Source organism: Enterobacter sp. T2 (assembly GCF_010692925.1).
GTDB classification, from domain to species: Bacteria; Pseudomonadota; Gammaproteobacteria; order Enterobacterales; family Enterobacteriaceae; genus Enterobacter; species Enterobacter kobei.
Genome location: NZ_CP048736.1, coordinates 2,766,718 through 2,783,638, shown reverse-complemented (window position 1 = coordinate 2,783,638; position 16,921 = coordinate 2,766,718). Strand labels below are relative to the sequence as shown.

At 55.6% G+C, this 16,921-nt stretch carries 13 protein-coding genes and 2 pseudogenes; 8 read left to right on the top strand and 7 right to left on the bottom strand.

Translation table 11 applies throughout. The annotated features are described in order from the left end of the window. Positions 1-92 precede the first annotated feature (92 nt). Complete coding sequence (ycgN, locus tag G0034_RS13295; RefSeq protein WP_014884262.1) at positions 93-533, top strand: cysteine cluster protein YcgN; 441 nt, start codon at positions 93-95, stop codon at positions 531-533. 99 nt (positions 534-632) lie between these two features. Here ycgN and dsbB read toward each other — a convergent pair whose 3' ends face one another. Next, positions 633-1,163 (bottom strand): disulfide bond formation protein DsbB, encoded by a 531-nt coding sequence (dsbB, locus tag G0034_RS13290; protein WP_032641201.1) that lies wholly within the window; start codon positions 1,161-1,163, stop codon positions 633-635. A 143-nt stretch (positions 1,164-1,306) separates the two neighbouring features. Further along, on the bottom strand, positions 1,307-2,845 hold the full coding sequence (nhaB, locus tag G0034_RS13285; protein ID WP_179120950.1) for a Na(+)/H(+) antiporter NhaB: 1,539 nt from the start codon (positions 2,843-2,845) through the stop codon (positions 1,307-1,309). Between the two features lie 199 nt (positions 2,846-3,044). Here nhaB and fadR point away from each other — a divergent pair, with 199 nt between their 5' ends. Beyond that, complete coding sequence (gene fadR / locus G0034_RS13280) at positions 3,045-3,764, top strand: fatty acid metabolism transcriptional regulator FadR (protein WP_014884259.1); 720 nt, start codon at positions 3,045-3,047, stop codon at positions 3,762-3,764. Positions 3,765-3,874: 110 nt separating this feature from the next. On the opposite strand, the gene G0034_RS13275 is transcribed toward fadR, so the two are convergent. Continuing rightward, positions 3,875-5,407 (bottom strand): SpoVR family protein, encoded by a 1,533-nt coding sequence (locus G0034_RS13275; RefSeq protein WP_014884258.1) that lies wholly within the window; start codon positions 5,405-5,407, stop codon positions 3,875-3,877. A gap of 321 nt (positions 5,408-5,728) precedes the next feature. On the opposite strand from G0034_RS13275, the gene G0034_RS13270 reads away from it, so the two are divergent. The 3 genes and pseudogenes from G0034_RS13270 to G0034_RS23665 all read left to right on the top strand — a co-directional run. Further along, positions 5,729-7,027 (top strand): D-amino acid dehydrogenase, encoded by a 1,299-nt coding sequence (locus G0034_RS13270; RefSeq protein ID WP_014884257.1) that lies wholly within the window; start codon positions 5,729-5,731, stop codon positions 7,025-7,027. Between the two features lie 9 nt (positions 7,028-7,036). Continuing rightward, entirely contained in the window at positions 7,037-8,107 is a 1,071-nt protein-coding gene (dadX, locus tag G0034_RS13265; protein WP_014884256.1) for a catabolic alanine racemase DadX, read from the top strand. A gap of 9 nt (positions 8,108-8,116) precedes the next feature. Then, positions 8,117-8,218: pseudogene (locus G0034_RS23665) on the top strand (hypothetical protein); the annotation flags it as partial. Between the two features lie 3 nt (positions 8,219-8,221). Here G0034_RS23665 and G0034_RS13260 read toward each other — a convergent pair. Next, positions 8,222-9,855: pseudogene (locus G0034_RS13260) on the bottom strand (potassium/proton antiporter); the annotation flags it as partial. A 130-nt stretch (positions 9,856-9,985) separates the two neighbouring features. Then, a complete protein-coding gene (gene ldcA / locus G0034_RS13255; RefSeq protein ID WP_179120949.1) occupies positions 9,986-10,900 on the bottom strand; it encodes a muramoyltetrapeptide carboxypeptidase in 915 nt (304 codons plus the stop codon). Positions 10,901-11,006: 106 nt separating this feature from the next. On the opposite strand from ldcA, the gene emtA reads away from it, so the two are divergent. After that, entirely contained in the window at positions 11,007-11,618 is a 612-nt protein-coding gene (gene emtA, locus G0034_RS13250; protein ID WP_014884253.1) for a membrane-bound lytic murein transglycosylase EmtA, read from the top strand. A gap of 37 nt (positions 11,619-11,655) precedes the next feature. Here the strand turns inward: emtA and ycgR are convergent, their stop codons facing one another. Continuing rightward, complete coding sequence (ycgR, locus tag G0034_RS13245) at positions 11,656-12,387, bottom strand: flagellar brake protein YcgR (protein ID WP_014884252.1); 732 nt, start codon at positions 12,385-12,387, stop codon at positions 11,656-11,658. A 207-nt stretch (positions 12,388-12,594) separates the two neighbouring features. Here ycgR and G0034_RS13240 point away from each other — a divergent pair, with 207 nt between their 5' ends. Then, positions 12,595-12,849 (top strand): GlsB/YeaQ/YmgE family stress response membrane protein, encoded by a 255-nt coding sequence (locus tag G0034_RS13240; RefSeq protein ID WP_014884251.1) that lies wholly within the window; start codon positions 12,595-12,597, stop codon positions 12,847-12,849. A 112-nt stretch (positions 12,850-12,961) separates the two neighbouring features. Continuing rightward, the gene (locus tag G0034_RS13235; RefSeq protein WP_179120948.1) at positions 12,962-15,064 is read left to right on the top strand and encodes a TonB-dependent siderophore receptor; all 2,103 of its coding nucleotides are present in this window, start codon (positions 12,962-12,964) and stop codon (positions 15,062-15,064) included. A gap of 82 nt (positions 15,065-15,146) precedes the next feature. Here the strand turns inward: G0034_RS13235 and G0034_RS13230 are convergent, their stop codons facing one another. Beyond that, on the bottom strand, positions 15,147-16,832 hold the full coding sequence (locus G0034_RS13230; protein WP_179120947.1) for an alpha,alpha-trehalase: 1,686 nt from the start codon (positions 16,830-16,832) through the stop codon (positions 15,147-15,149). Positions 16,833-16,921: the final 89 nt, after the last annotated feature.

The following is a 16,921-nucleotide window of genomic DNA, read 5'->3' as shown; positions in this document are numbered from 1 at the left end:
CACATCTTGCCGCCTGAAGAGGGCGGCAAAACTTGCAACAACGTGCCAGACTCGTTATAAGGTGCGCTTTCTTTTGACGTGTGGACATCCTGATGAACGACATCCCTTTCTGGCAAAGCAAAACTCTTGACGACATGACTGACGCGGAATGGGAATCATTGTGCGACGGCTGCGGGCAGTGCTGCCTGCATAAGCTGATGGATGAAGATACGGACGAAATCTACTTCACAAACGTGGCCTGCAAGCAGTTGAACATTAAAACCTGCCAGTGCCGCAACTATGAACGTCGGTTCGAATTTGAGCCGGACTGCATCAAGTTAACCCGTGATAATCTGCCCACCTTTGAATGGCTGCCCCATACCTGCGCGTATCGCCTGCTGGCGGAAGGGAAAGGGTTACCAGACTGGCATCCGTTGCTGACCGGTTCGAAAGCGGCGATGCACGGCGAGCGCATTTCGGTGCGCCACATCGCGGTGAAAGAGTCCGAGGTGCGGGACTGGGAAGACCATATTATGAATCACCCTAATCGGTGACAATAAAAAACCCGCCGAGGCGGGGTTTTTATTGTGCGCTGTTGTGTCGGGTGGCGCTGCGCTTACCCGACCTACAAAACTGACGTTGCCGTTTTGCTTTTACCTTCCGAACAAATCACGTTTCTTCGGCTTGAACGGCTGGGCAATCAGCACCAGCAACGCCACGACGAAGTAGGCGACAAAAATCCCCACCAGCCACTGTGGCATCTCCAGCGTCAGGAATTCCCACTGACGGACAGAGCAGTCACCGGATGCGACAAACACCTGCGGCAGCCATTTATCCAGCGGCAGCCAGCTCGGGAAGCGGGCGGCAAAATCACAGGTCATAAACGGTGACGGATGCAGCTGCATCATGGTGTGCTGCCAGGAGAGTTCAATTCCCTTCCAGGCGCTGTACAGCCAGATTGCAATACCCGCGTAGCGCAACGGCGATTTCGGGGCGATGGCGCCTACCAGGCCCGCACCCATAATGCCAAACAGGGCGCAGCGCTCGTAGATACAGAGCACGCAGGGTTTCAGCCCCATCACATGCTGGAACCACAGCGCGACCATTTCCAGCGCAAAGGCGGTCAGGGCCATCAACAACCACGCTCCGCGACCGCGAGAGCACTGGTTTAAAAATCTCAACATAATCATTTCCCTGGAACATGCTTAGAAAGCGCAGTGTAAACGAATTCGTTTTTCGCGCCACCTGTACCTGACGAAATAAAACGTAATCGGATGTTTATCGTGCGAAAAGGCAAACGGGCAGCGAACTGCCCGAGAGGCCTCATTTAGTGCGCCGCAAGTATACCCGCTTGTATCAGCCATTGCGTACAGGGAATGAGGGTAATTTTGACGCAAAGCAATCCCACAATTGTGAGTACCAGCGTATAGGGCAGCGCCATCCAGACCATTCTTCCATAAGAAAGACGTATCAGTGGCGCAAGGGCAGAGGTCAGCAGGAACAGGAAGGCGGCTTGTCCATTTGGCGTCGCTACCGACGGCAGGTTAGTGCCGGTATTGATGGCCACGGCCAGCAGCTCAAACTGTCCTGCGTTAATAATGCCTTCTTCCATCGCGGATTTGGCTTCGTTGATGTAGACCGTCCCGACAAAGACGTTATCGGAGATGGACGACAGGAGGCCGTTAAACAGATAGAAGAGCGTAAGCTGCGCGTCTGGTGCAGCCTGCAGCACAAAGGTAATTATGGGGGCAAACAGATGCTGATCGATAATCACCGCCACAACCGCGAAGAAGACGGCCAGCAGCGCGGTAAATGGCAGGGCTTCCGTAAACGCTTTGCCAATAGCATGCTCATCCGTTACGCCGCTAAAGGTGGTCGCAAGAATAATGACGGAGAGGCCAATCAACCCAACCTCTGCAAGATGCAACGCCAGCGCGACGATAAGCCAGACGCCAATGATACCCTGCGCAATCAGACGCAGCGTCTCTTGCCGGGTGCGCTGTTTGCGGCTCTGCTCGTCAAATTTATGCAGCTCACTGCGGACCGGCTCAGGCAGTTGCGCGCCGTAGCCGAATACCCTGAACTTTTCGACCAGAATGCAGGTTGCTAACCCGCAGATAAGGACAGGCACGCTCACGGGGGCCATGCGCAGGAAAAACTCGCCAAAATGCCATTCAGCCGCTTTGGCGATGATCAGGTTTTGCGGCTCACCCACCATGGTCATCACGCCGCCCAACGCAGTCCCTACGCCAGCATGCATCATCAGACTGCGCAGAAACGCGCGGAACTGCTCCAGCACCTCACGGTTATGCGCCTCAACGTGGCTGTCATCCTGCAAGTCTTCGCCCGGGCGGGACGAGGCCACGCGGTGATAAATCCCGTAAAACCCGACGGCGACGCTGATCACCACCGCAACAACGGTCAGGGCATCCAGGAAGGCCGAAAGAAAGGCAGCAGCAAGGCAAAACGCCAGCGACAATACCGTTTTAGACGGAATGCTGAGCAACAGGCGAGTGAAGATAAACAGCAGCAGCTGTTTCATAAAGTAGATCCCGGCCACCATAAATATCAGCAGCAGGAGCACTTCCAGATTTGACGCCAGCTCTGCTTTTACATGCTCAGCGGACGTCATCCCGATGACCACTGCTTCAAAAGCCAGCAGACCGCCAGGCAGCAGAGGGTAACATTTTAGCGCCATTGCCAGGGTGAAGATAAACTCCGCCACCAGCAGCCATCCGGCGATAAACGGGTTCATGCTAAAAATAAGGGGGTTAACGACCAGGAAAACCAGCAGTATCAGTTTGTACCAGTCAGGAGACTGACCTAAAAAATTGCGCCACAGCGCGCGCCCAAAAGAAATTTCCACAACAGACGTCCTTCCCCGTCACGTAAAACAAAACATCAGTATACGCAAAATTGCGGCCCGGCGACGGATAAGCGAGCATTGTAAATTTCATAAAATGAAACGGCGATCCCTCTTTTCTCTCTTTACCGCGCTACCTGCCGCTGCATGCCTCTGGTATGATGAGTGCAATTTGCTAAAGCTGTGTAATGGAAATCTCACTATGGTCATTAAGGCGCAGAGCCCGGCGGGTTTCGCGGAAGAGTACATCATTGAAAGCATCTGGAATAATCGCTTCCCTGCAGGGTCCATTCTTCCGGCTGAACGCGAACTCTCTGAACTGATTGGCGTCACTCGCACCACTCTGCGTGAAGTGCTTCAGCGACTGGCGCGTGATGGATGGTTGACGATCCAGCACGGCAAGCCAACAAAAGTAAACAACTTCTGGGAAACCTCGGGGCTGAACATTCTTGAAACGCTGGCGCGCCTCGACCACGAAAGCGTACCGCAGCTCATTGATAATCTGCTCTCCGTGCGTACCAACATCGCGACGATCTTTATTCGTACCGCTTTCCGTCAGCACCCGGAAGATGCGCTTGCAGTGCTGGCCAGCGCAAACGAGGTCGAAGATCATGCCGATGCCTTTGCCACCCTCGATTACAACGTCTTCCGCGGTCTGGCGTTTGCCTCCGGCAACCCGATTTACGGTCTTATCCTCAACGGGATGAAAGGGCTCTATACCCGCATTGGTCGTCACTACTTTGCCAATCCCGAAGCGCGCAGTCTGGCATTGGGTTTCTACCATAAGCTCAGCAAACTCTGCACTGAAGGGCTGCACGATCAGGTTTATGAAACCGTGCGTCGCTACGGTCATGATTCCGGTGAAATCTGGCATCGCATGCAAAAAACGCTGCCGGGCGATTTAGCGATTCAGAGTCGCTGAAAGAAAAACCTCTCAAGTGAGAGGTTTTTTTTCGCCCGGTGGCGCTTCGCTTACCGGGCCTACAAAACCCGTAGGCCGGGTAAGGCGTAGCCGCCACCCGGCAAAAAACATTACAACGTATTCAACCGCGCAGGGCAACGTTCCAGCAGTTCTACGCTGCCGTCCTCATTCTGCTGTTCCAGCTGCACGTCAAAGCCCCACAGGCGGTGAACATGCTTCAGCACCTCTTTACGTCCTTTATCCAGCGGCGCGCGGTTGTGCGGGATATAACGCAGCGTCAGAGAACGGTCACCGCGTAAATCGACGTTCCAGACCTGAATATTGGGCTCAAGGTTGCTCAGGTTGTACTGAGAAGAGAGCCGTGAGCGGATCTCGCGGTACCCCTCTTCGTTATGAATCGCAGAAATCTCCAGGTAGTTGTTACGATCATCGTCCAGCACGGTGAAGAAGCGGAAATCACGCATGATCTTCGGCGACATAAACTGGCTGATAAAGCTCTCGTCCTTAAAATCGCGCATCGCAAAATGCAGCGTTTCAAGCCAGTCTGAACCGGCGATATCCGGGAACCAGTACTTGTCTTCTTCCGTTGGCGACTGACAGATACGCTTAATGTCCTGAAACATCGCAAAGCCAAGCGCATACGGGTTAATCCCGCTGTACCACGGGCTGTTATAAGGCGGCTGAAACACGACGTTGGTATGGCTGTGGAGAAACTCCATCATGAACCGCTCGGTCACTTTCCCCTCGTCATACAGATGGTTGAGGATGGTGTAGTGCCAGAATGTCGCCCAGCCTTCGTTCATCACCTGCGTCTGTTTCTGCGGATAGAAATACTGGCTGACCTTGCGCACGATGCGCAGGATCTCACGCTGCCACGGCTCCAGCAGCGGGGCGTTTTTCTCCATAAAGTAGAGCAGGTTTTCCTGCGGCTCGGAGGGATAACGACGCGTCTCGGCGACGGCTTTCTCTTCCTCACGCTTCGGCAGGGTGCGCCACAGCATGTTCACCTGGCTTTGCAGATACTCTTCGCGGCTTTTCTGTCGGGCTTTCTCCTCCTGCAGGGAGATTTTCTGCGGGCGTTTGTAGCGGTCCACGCCGTAGTTCATCAGGGCGTGGCAGGAGTCGAGCAGTTTCTCCACCTCATCCACGCCATAACGCTCTTCGCAGTCGGTGATGTATTTACGCGCGAAGATCAGGTAATCAACGATGGAGCTGGCATCCGTCCAGCTTCGGAAGAGATAGTTATTTTTGAAAAACGAGTTATGGCCGTAACAGGCGTGGGCCATCACCAGCGCCTGCATGGTAATGGTGTTCTCTTCCATTAAATACGCAATACACGGATTGGAGTTAATCACAATCTCATACGCCAGCCCCTGCTGACCGTGTTTATACAGGCGCTCCGTTTCAATGAATTTTTTACCAAACGACCAGTGCGGATAGTTGATCGGCATCCCGACGCTGGAGTAAGCGTCCATCATCTGTTCAGAGGTAATCACTTCAATTTGATGGGGATAGGTATCCAGGCGATACAGTTTTGCCACCCGGTCGATTTCGGCGAGGTAGACATCCAGCAGCTCGAAGGTCCAGTCGGGTCCATCGCTCAGACGTGTGTTGTCCTTGTTCAGGGAATCAATAGTAGCCATTAGCGCGCCCTCGTTGTGGGTGCTCTCTCTGTCTGGAGAGCCTCCTTTCAAGCATAGATCAACGTGTTAAAAAGCGTGCCCGACAAGAAATTTTTTCTTTGCGATTTCCCGTTTTTGATACGGCAAAAAAAGCGATTCCTTCAGCATTTTATGCTGGTTAAAAATAAAGCTCAGCATGAGATCCCAAATTAGCACCGTCGCCTGATACTGGGGGATGTGTGAGGCAAGTCACCATAAAAAAGTCGTATGTTGAATAATATTTTCAACTAGGTTATCAATCTGTAATTAGAAGATTGTTCTTTTGCACATTATGGAGTGGCTATGCGTGTTGTCATACTGGGAAGTGGTGTCGTTGGCGTAACCAGCGCCTGGTATTTAAGTCAGGCAGGACATGAGGTTACCGTTATCGATCGTGAATCCGGCCCGGCGCTTGAAACCAGTGCGGCGAATGCCGGGCAAATCTCTCCGGGGTATGCGGCGCCGTGGGCAGCCCCTGGCGTACCGCTGAAGGCGATCAAATGGATGTTCCAGCGCCATGCGCCGCTGGCCATCAGCCTTGATGGCACGCCGTTCCAGCTGAAGTGGATGTGGCAGATGCTGCGCAACTGCGATACCCGCCACTACATGGAAAACAAAGGGCGCATGGTGCGCCTGGCGGAATACAGCCGTGACTGTCTTAAGACCCTGCGCGCGTCGACCGGCATTGAGTACGAAGGCCGTCAGGGCGGCACGCTGCAGCTGTTCCGCACCGCGCAACAGTATGAAAACGCCACCCGCGATATCGCCGTGCTGGAAGATGCCGGCGTACCTTACCAGCTGCTGGAGGCCAGCCAGCTGGGGCAGGTGGAGCCTGCCCTGGCGGAAGTGGCGCATAAACTGACGGGCGGCCTGCGTCTTCCTAATGACGAAACCGGCGACTGTCAGCTCTTTACCCAGCGTCTGGCGCACATGTGCGAGCAGGCGGGGGTGAAATTCCGCTTTAACACCGCTGTCGACAAGCTGCTGTCGGAAGGGGAAAAAATTTACGGCGTGAAGTGTGGCGACGAGGTGATCAAAGCGGATGCCTACGTGATGGCATTTGGCTCGTACTCCACCGCCATGCTGAAAGGCATTCTCGATATTCCTGTTTATCCGCTGAAGGGCTACTCGCTGACCATTCCGGTGAAAGAAGAGAGCGGCGCCCCGGTATCAACCATCCTGGATGAAACCTACAAAATCGCCATTACCCGCTTCGATAACCGCATCCGCGTGGGCGGCATGGCGGAAATTGTCGGCTTCAACACCGACCTCCTGCAGCCGCGTCGTGAAACGCTGGAGATGGTGGTGGGGGACCTGTTCCCGCGCGGGGGCTTTGTTGAGCAGGCGACATTCTGGACCGGTCTGCGTCCGATGACCCCGGACGGTACGCCGATTGTTGGCCGTACGCCGTTTAAAAATTTGTGGACCAATACCGGACACGGCACGCTGGGCTGGACGATGGCCTGCGGATCCGGCCAGCTGCTGAGCGACCTGATTTCCGGGCGCACGCCAGCCATTCCATTTGACGATTTAAGTGCGGCGCGCTATCAATCAGGGTTCACGCCATCGCGTCCACAACATCTGCACGGCGCGCATAACTAAGGAGTTGTCATGTCCCGTCCTGTTCTGGCTCAGCTGGATCTGCAGGCCCTGAAGGAAAACCTGCAAATTGTTCGCCGGGCAGCACCTGGTTCGCGCGTCTGGTCGGTAGTCAAAGCGAATGCCTACGGCCACGGTATTGACCGTATCTGGAGCGCGCTCAGCGCCACCGACGGTTTTGCGTTGCTCAATCTGGAAGAGGCTATCCTGCTGCGCGAACGCGGCTGGAAAGGGCCGATTTTGCTGCTGGAAGGGTTCTTCCATCCCGAGGATCTGCCGTTGCTGGATAAGTATCGTCTGACCACCAGCGTTCACAGCAACTGGCAGATTAAAGCGATTCAGGATGCAAAACTCCACGCGCCGCTGGATATCTATCTCAAGGTAAACAGCGGCATGAACCGTCTGGGCTTTCAGCCTGAGCGGGTGCATACGGTCTGGCAACAGCTGCGCGCCCTGAAAAATGTGGGCGAAATGACGCTGATGGCGCACTTTGCCGATGCGGAAAAACCGGACGGCATTGCCGATGCCATGGTCCGCATTGAGCAGGCGGCAGAAGGGCTGGACTGTCCGCGCTCGCTGTCGAACTCTGCGGCGACGCTTTGGCATCCCGAAGCGCATTATAACTGGGTGCGTCCGGGGATCGTTCTGTATGGTGCATCCCCGTCCGGTCAATGGCAGGATATCGCCAACAGCGGCCTGAAGCCGGTGATGTCGCTACGCAGTGAGATAATCGGCGTGCAGACGCTGAAGGCGGGCGACACGGTGGGCTATGGCAGCCGCTACCGGGCGCAGGGCGAACAGCGAATTGGTATTGTGGCAGGCGGGTATGCCGACGGCTATCCGCGCATCGCGCCAACCGGTACGCCTGTCTGGGTGGACGGCGTCCGTACGGGCACGGTGGGGACCGTGTCAATGGATATGCTGGCGGTTGACCTCACGCCGTGTCCGCAGGCGGGCATCGGTTCACCGGTTGAGCTGTGGGGCAATGAAGTCAAAATTGATGACGTGGCCGCGGCGGCGGGAACGGTGGGGTATGAACTCATGTGCGCCCTGGCGCCGAGAGTGCCGGTTGTAACGGTGTAACGTGTTCTTATGCCGGGTAAGGCGCAGCCGCCACCCGGCATAAACCCGCTACTCTGCGTCCTCTTCCATCGGCCGCAAACCGACTTTCCGCACCGCGTTATCTTCTTTTTCGGCAACGGTCCAGATCATCCCGGCAAATTCCACCTGATCGCCGACGACCGGCGCAGCGCCAAGTCGTTGCTGGATGATTTCGCCCAGCGTTTGCTGGTTATCACCGTCTTCAGCACCTTCATCCAGACCGTAAATCGGCGCCACATCCGCAAATTTGGCGCTGGCTTCCAGAATAAAATCACCGAAGAAACGCTGGTCCAGCGCCACCGGAGGCGACTGGCTGAACAACTTGCCCAGCGCGGGCAGATCGCGCTCGCGGCCAATCACGCACAAAATATCCCCTTCGCGAAGCCGGGTGCTGCCGGTAGGGTGTTGCAGGACATTATCGCGAAACAGCGCGGCAATACGCGTTTCGGCCGGCATGTGCAAATCGCGCAGCGATGCCCCTACGCACCACTTGTCGGCGCTCAGTTGATAGACGAACTGTTCCCACGGGTTCTCCGGATGAATATCGAGCCCCACGCGGGACACCGGCCAGCCCACGGGCGGGACCACCACTTTGGCTTTTTTCGCCGCCCATCCGAGCGACGTCCCCTGGAACAGCAGTGAAATCAGCACCACGAAGAACGCCACGTTAAAGAACAGTCGTGCGTTATCCAGCCCGGCCATCATCGGGAAGACGGCAAGGATGATCGGCACCGCGCCACGCAGGCCCACCCAGCTGATAAAGACACGCTCGCGCAGGTTGAAGCCGCGAAACGGCAGCAGACCGGCAAACACCGACAGCGGACGGGCGAAGAAGATCATCCACGCAGACAGCAGCAGCGCCGGAATGGCAATCGGCAGCAGATCCGAGGGCGTAACCAGCAGGCCCAGCACCAGGAACATGCCGATTTGTGCCAGCCAGGCAAGACCGTCGAAGTTTTGCAAAATAGCGTGACGGTTGCGGATAGGGCGGTTACCCATCAGGAATCCGCAGAGGTAGACCGCGAGAATACCGCTGCCGTCCAGAGCGGTGGTCACGGCAAAAATCAGGATCCCGCCGCTCAGCGCCAGCAGTGGGTACAGCCCCGAGGGGAGCGAGATGCGGTTAATCATCTGCTGTAACAGGTACCCCCCGCCAGACCTATCAGTATCCCCAGGCCGAACTGCTGCAGGATATGCCACGCAAACATCCAGCTCAGCCCGGTCTCGTGCTGCTGAATCATCTCGATCAGCGTGATGGTCAGGAACACCGCCATCGGGTCGTTACTGCCGGATTCAATCTCAAGCGTTGAGCCGACACGTTCGTTAAGCCCTTTTCCACCGAGCAGGGAAAACACGGCTGCCGCGTCGGTTGAGCCGACAATCGCGCCAATCAGCAAACCTTCCATGATATTCAGATGGAAAAGCCACGCAGCCATCATCCCGGTGAGGCCAGAGGTAATTAACACGCCGACCGTGGCAAGTGAAAGCGCAGGCCCCAGGGCCACACGGAAGGAGCTCGCCTGCGTACGCATGCCGCCGTCAAGCAGGATCACCGCCAGGGCGAGGTTACTCACCATGTAGGCAAAAGGGTAGTTATCGAATGGGATACCGCCGATGCCATCAATGCCAGCCAGCATGCCGATAGCAAGGAAAATAACAAGAATAGGTATGCCGAGACGCGATGAAAATGAACTTAATAAAATACTGCTGGTTACAAGGACAGAACCCAAAATGAAAAGGCTGATTATCGCTGCGGCATCCAATGTTCTCTTACTCCCACCTCAATGTTAACGCTGTTACTAAAACCCTAACATATTAACGTCGGTAACAGCGTTTTATTAAGGCGGTTTAACGGATTTTTTACCCCTTTATGACCGGATGGCCGCTGATGGTGAGCAGGCTTCCGCCATCATCATGCTTCAGCCTGGCGTGCGCCCCCAGCGCAAGAGTAACGGTTTGCTGCTCATGGCCGAAATCCAGCCCGGTGATGACGGGAATGTCCAGCCGGGAGCGGATGAAATCGACCATGGTTTCCAGCGAGTAGCCCGCGTCATAGTCATTGGGGGCAGCGCCGCTAAAGCTGCCCAGCACAATCGCGGACTGACGCGCAAGAATACCGGCATGATAGAGCTGCAAGAGCATGCGCTCGACGCGGAACGGATGTTCGTTGATATCTTCCAGCACCAGAATGCCGTCTTCGATATCCGGCATCCACGGCGTGCCGATGAGCGAGACCAGCATCGCCAGGTTTCCGCCCCAGAGCTGGCCTTCACACTCCCAGTGCGGTCCATTGCCTTGCCACTCCACGCTGTAGGCAGGATTACGCAGCGCGCGCCAGAAGTGTTCCATGGTAAACGCATCCAGCTCTGGCGCGCCGAAGTTACCGACCAGCATTGGGCCGCTAAACGTGATGACATTATGCAGGGCCAGAAGACCTAGCTGGATGACGGTGAAATCGCTGTGGCCGCAAATCAGCAGCGGATCCTGCTGCTGGCGCTGCGCCAGGCCCTGCCAGTCAATGCTCTCCAGCAGCCTGCTCGCCCCGTAGCCGCCGCGCACGGCAAGGACGATGCGATCCTTACCCTTCAGACTCACCAGGCTATTGATATCATTCAGCCTCTGCGCTTCCGTTCCGGCAAAACGCTGCTGGCGGCGGGGGATAATTGTCTGATTTTCTACCTGATGGCCAGATTCCAGTAAGCGCTGAACGCCCCGCTGTGCCGCGTCCTGGTTAATGCAGTAGCCCGACGGCGCGATGAGATGAAACTGAGACATGGCAATTCCTTGCTGAATGAGAAACTAATTGTCTATATCATGCCGCGTATACGCTGCCTGCTTCAAGGGCGGCGCACCGCGATGACCGGCTATAAGGATAGATGACGTGAAATTGAGATGGTTTGCTTTTTTGATTGTGCTGCTGGCTGGCTGTAGTTCAAAACATGATTATCAAAACCCGCCCTGGAACCCGGAAGTGCCGGTGAAACGGGCTATGCAGTGGATGCCAATCAGTGAACAAGCCGGGAAGGCCTGGGGCGTGAGCCCGCGTCTGATCACCGCGATTATTGCGGTGGAGTCCGGCGGTAATCCTACGCTCGTCAGCAAATCCAACGCGGTGGGACTGATGCAGCTTAAGGCTTCAACGGCGGGGAGAGAGGTCTACCGCTACATGGGCTGGAGCGGACAGCCGTCGACCAGCGAGCTGAAGAACCCGGAACGCAACATTTCCATGGGTACCGCGTATCTGAGCATTCTGGAACATGGCGTGCTTAAGGGCATCGAGGATCCGGAAGTGATGCAATACGCGCTGGTGGTCTCATACGTGAACGGTGCAGGGGCGCTGCTCAGAACTTTCTCCTCTGACCGCAAAGAGGCGATAGACGAGATCAACGGCATGGACAAAGATGAGTTCGTCGAGCATGTCGCGAAAAATCATCCGGCACCACAGGCGCCTCGTTATATCTGGAAAGTACAGAAAGCGATGGATGCCATGTAATGCCGCAAACGGGCGGCGGTTGCGCTGCCCGATTTTTTCACAAGACTTTATTTGCACGTTCCCGTGCTTCACGCTCCAGCGAGTAGATAATACGCTGCAGCTCGCGCTCAGCGCCTGGCCCGACGTTCAGGAAACGGAAGCTCAGACGCGGCGTGGTAATCGTTTCGTTTTTGCTGTCCACCACCGTGCGCTCGCTGATGGCAATCAGCTGTGCATCGAAATAAAAGCGACCCCAGCCGCCCATATCGAGCTCAATTTGGGTAAAACGCATGCCTTCTACCAGTCCGTCCGGTTTCGCTGAATCCAGCAACGCGCCCATACCGCCCAGCGACAGGTCAAAGAGACGGAAGCGAAGCTCTTTTTTGTCCGGCATTTTGGCCTTACAAAAATAGGCAGGGTGAAGCGGGGCGCTGATGCGGAAGTATTCACGACGCTGGACAAACCAGAGGTTGCCCGGAAGAGGGGTCACAAAAGCGGGAAGTCCCTGATATTCGCTCAGTTCCAGTCGCGGCAGGACAAACTCCACTTTGGCTCCATGGGTTTCGGCCATCACCGCAATATGTTCCGCTCTGAGCGCAGCGCGGTTTTCATACTCCTGGCTGCCCAAGTCTACAATCAGTCGCTCCTGCGAAACGTCAAGGATCTTGCTGATAAACTGATTATTTGACCAGCTGATGCGCAACGGCACTTCGCCTTTTTGCAGGTCGCGTAATACCCCTAATACAGCCAGCGGATTTTGCTTGAGGAACTGCTCACTGTAATGACTCACGCCGGATGGCTCCTTGATTAATGACAGACTGTCTGAGCGTTATCGGCAATCCACACTCAAACTTAATACAAACCGGTGAGTTTTTTTTATTGCTGCACGCAAGATAAGTCGGTGAGAGGAAAATGGTTTTATGCTGATGACCTATACTTACCTTAGCTGCGCAGAAGGTTTTCTGCACATGCGTTAAACCTGAAAGAGGGCATCGCTATGGGTATCATCGCCTGGATTATCTTTGGTCTTATCGCTGGCGCTATCGCTAAACTCATCATGCCGGGAAACGATGGCGGCGGCTTCATTTTGACCTGTGTTCTCGGGGTTGTTGGTGCGGTTGTGGGCGGCTGGCTGGCGACGATGTTTGGCTTTGGAGGCAATATCAGTGGTTTTGACATGCACAGTTTCCTCGTTGCTGTCGTCGGCGCCATTGTTGTGCTGGGCATATTCAGGTTACTGCGACGAGCCTAAAATGACATAGCGGCTCTCTGCGGAGGGCCGTTTTTTTTGCCTGAATCTTGATTTGTTAATCGAAATGATAATAATTGTCGTTCCGTATTGCATCTAACAATAAGACGACATTATGAACTCCTCACGTTTTACGTTATGCGCTCTGGCCGGTGCCGTCACGCTGGCATTGCAGGTCCAGGCTTTCGCCGAAGAATCTACCATCGTCGTCACGGGCTCAGAGCAGGGCAGCGCGCTGCCGGCCTGGACGAACAGCGCCACGAAATCGGCCGTTGCCGAAAGTAAAACGCCCCAGGTCATCAATACGCTTTCTGCCCCGGAAATTGAAAAGCGTCATGCGAACTCCGTGAATGAAATCCTGCGCTATGCCCCGGGCGTCTCAACCGAAGTGCGCGGTAATACCTCCTACATGAGCGAATACAAAATTCGTGGCTTTACCGTCGATCAGGAGTTCTATAACGGATTGCAGTTGCCCTATAACGTCACCGGCAATACCAAGGCTCGTATCGATCCGCTGTTGATTGACAGCGTCGATATCCTGAAAGGGCCTTCATCGGTGCTTTACGGCGGTGGTTCGCCGGGCGGGCTGGTGAATATTCAAAGTAAAAAACCGCAGCGGGAAGCGCGAACGGAGGTCGGTTTTAATACCGGTAACCGCAACCTGAAAGAGGGCTATCTCGACTCAACGGGGCAGATAGCCGACAGCGACTGGAATTACCGTCTGCTGGGCAAGGCGACGGAGAATGACGATCAGCCGCACACCACCCGGTATGAAAATTACCTGGTCGCCCCGTCCGTCACCTGGCAGCCCGACAGCAAAACCCGTCTCACGCTGGATGCGCTGGCGCAAAACTCCCCGAGCCTGACGCCGTCAAATCCGCTCCCGCTGTCTTATCTGCGCTCGAAATATGCCGATCGCCGTGATTACGCCGGAGATGAATGGAGTGGGTTTAAGCAGCGCCAGTGGATGCTGGGCTATAGCTTTGAACACGAGTTTGACAGCGGCTGGGGCTTTAACCAGAAAGCGCGCTATTTTGACGTCGATACCCACCAGCGCAGCGTCTATGCGACAGGAACGGGGAGTGAGGTTTATCAGCTCAACCGCTTTGCTTACACCACCGCTGAAGATCTTAAGAGCTTCAACATCGACAACCAGGTGACGAAAACCGTTGCGCTGGGTGAATGGCAGCACCATCTGCTGGCCGGGTTTGACTATCAGAAGATGAACTCTCATTTCCACTATCGTTACGCATCGGCCACGCCAGGCATGGATATGCGCGATCCTGACTATGCGCAAATCAGCGAAGGCGCACTGGGGCTCTACACCGCCCAGAAGAATCGCCTCAGCTATCAGCAGAACGGTTACTACCTGCAGGATCAGGTGGAATTCGGTGGCTTAAATCTGTTGGGTAGCCTGCGCTACGACGATTACCGCTCCGTCACCACCGATTACCTGAAAAACGGGGATAAAGCCTGGGTGTCGCAGGACCGCGTCACCAAACGTCTGGGCGCGCTTTACGCCTTCGATAACGGTATTTCACCGTTTATCAGTTATTCCGAAGGTTTTGCACCGGTGTCACCGCAGGGAACGCTTACGGCAAAAGACGTCAAACCGACCACCAGCAAGCAGGTGGAAGGCGGGGTAAAATATCTGCTGGCTGAATACGCCACCACCTTTACCGCCTCGGTGTTTAACATCCGGCAGAAAAACGTTGTCACCTCCGATCCGGGCTTCCTGAATTATCGTCAGACCGGGGAAGTGGAATCCAAAGGGGCAGAGCTCTCCGCCATCAGCCGTCCGACGGACAACCTGACGCTGATTGCCAACTATGCCTACACCCATGCGATCAATACCGAAGATGATAAATACCAGGGTAAACGTCCAACTCAGGTGCCGGAGAACGCTTTCAATCTGTGGGGGGACTACACTTTCGAGAGTACGCCGCTGAAAGGGCTGATGCTGGGGGCTGGGGCACGCTACACCGGTCCGATGGAAATTTCACCGGCTAACGATGCGGATAAACTGGGCGGCACCACGCAGTACGATCTGGCGGCCTCGTACCGGATGGGCGAAATCCTGCCTTCGCTGGCGGGACTGACGCTTAAGGCGAGTATGCAGAACATCACCAATAAAGAGACGCTGACCTGCTACGACGCAACCAACTGCTGGATTGGGCGTGACAGGACGTATCAGCTAGGGGCGAGCTACAGCTTCTGACTGCCCAGTGGCGCTGCGCTTACCGGGCCTGCAAACCCAACGCAGGCCCGGTAAGACGTAGCCGCCACCCGGCAATACCTACTTACTGCGCCGTCGCTTTCACCGGCGCCGCCTCGTCATTCGCCGCAGGCTGATTTTCCGGTACGCTGTCACACGGTTTCTCTTTCGGACAGACCAGATCCAGCATTTTCAGCGTCACGCCATTACTCCAGCCGAACCCATCCTGCAGCGGGTACTCGCCACCGCCGCCGCCCGTACCGGTTGTTGATACGTCATATTTCTCCACCAGTTTCTTCTCGCGGTCGTAAGTGTGCTGCACGTTCTTCAGGAAGCGCCAGGTGACATCCATCGCCACCTTATTCTGCCCGTAATTCTGCAACCCTTCCGTCGCCACCCACTGCAGCGGAGCCCAGCCGTTTGGCGCATCCCACTGCTGTCCGCTGTTGATAGTGGTGGTGGTAATGCCGCCCGGTTTCAACAGGCGCGCGGAGGTCGCCGCGGCAACTTTATCGGCACGCTCCTGCGACGCCGCCTTCACGTAGAGCGGGAAGAGAGCGGCCGCGGTAAGCTGATTACGCACCTTCTTACTCTTGAGGTCGTAATCGGCATACCAGCCCTCTTTATCATTCCACAGGTGATTCTCGATGGCTTTCTGACGCGCGGTTGCCAGCGCCTCGTATTTACTCGCCGCGGCGCTGTCGCCTGCCTCCTGGCTTGCCCGCGCGAGCAGTTTTTCCATTTTAAACATCAGTGCGTTCAGATCGACGGGCACGATGCTGGTGGTGCGGATCGTGCCGAGTTTTTGCGGATCGTCCATCCAGCGAGAGCTAAAGTCCCAGCCCGAGGCCGCTGCGGAGCGCAAATCACGGTAGATCTCAGTCGCGGGTCGGTTAGGGTTGTTTTTGGCGGTATTGACGTCGTCAAGCCAGGACTCGGGGCGCGGAGTATCGCGGTCATCCCAGTAGCGGTTGAGCACCGAACCGTCATCCAGCTTCACCACGCGCTGGTTAGCTTGCCCTGGCTGAAGAGAATCGACGCCCTCCATCCAGTAGGCGTACTCTTTTTCCATCTGCGGGCGATATTTCTTTAGCGCATCGCTGTCGTGCGTCGCCAGCAGTTCCACCATCATGGAGAAGAACGGCGGCTGGGAGCGGCTCAGGTAGTAGCTGCGGTTGCCGTTGGGGATATGTCCAAAGGTATCAATCTCCCAGGCGAAGTTATCCACCATATCGCTGATTTTGTCCCAGTGGCCGCTTTCCGCGAGACCCAGCATGGTGAAATAGCTGTCCCAGTAGTAGACCTCGCGGAAGCGTCCGCCGGGCACAACGTAAGGCTTCGGTAACGGCAGCAGGGAATCCCATTTATTACTGGCTTTATCGGTGGTACGCGTTAGTACGGGCCAGAGGTCGTCAATATGCTCGCGTAAACTTTGTCCTGCGGGCGGAACATACTTTTCGCCTTCCGCAGGCAGCGTGAAGTTCATCTCTACAAAGTGGCGCAGATCAAAGCTGGACTGGGTGTGCTGCATCCGGTAATCCGCCAGGATCATCAGCGGATCGCTTTTGGGGACGGCATCAGCGAAGGTTTTCTGATCGGGAAACAGTTTGGCACTTTGCACATCATTAAAGAGAGGGCCAAGTAAAATATCGGGGGAATTTTTCTGGAACGCAGGCTGTTCATCAGCATAACTCAATGTCGTCGCACCGAGCAGCGCGCCTCCCAGCGCGAGGTGCAAAAGAGCAGGGCGTAAAGTGCGAGGTCTTATCATCTGTTCGTCTCCTGTATTCGCTCAGCAGCGTGACCGCTGTTATCAATCACCTGAAAACCTTAGACGAATATCGCCCGCTTCGCGTGTTC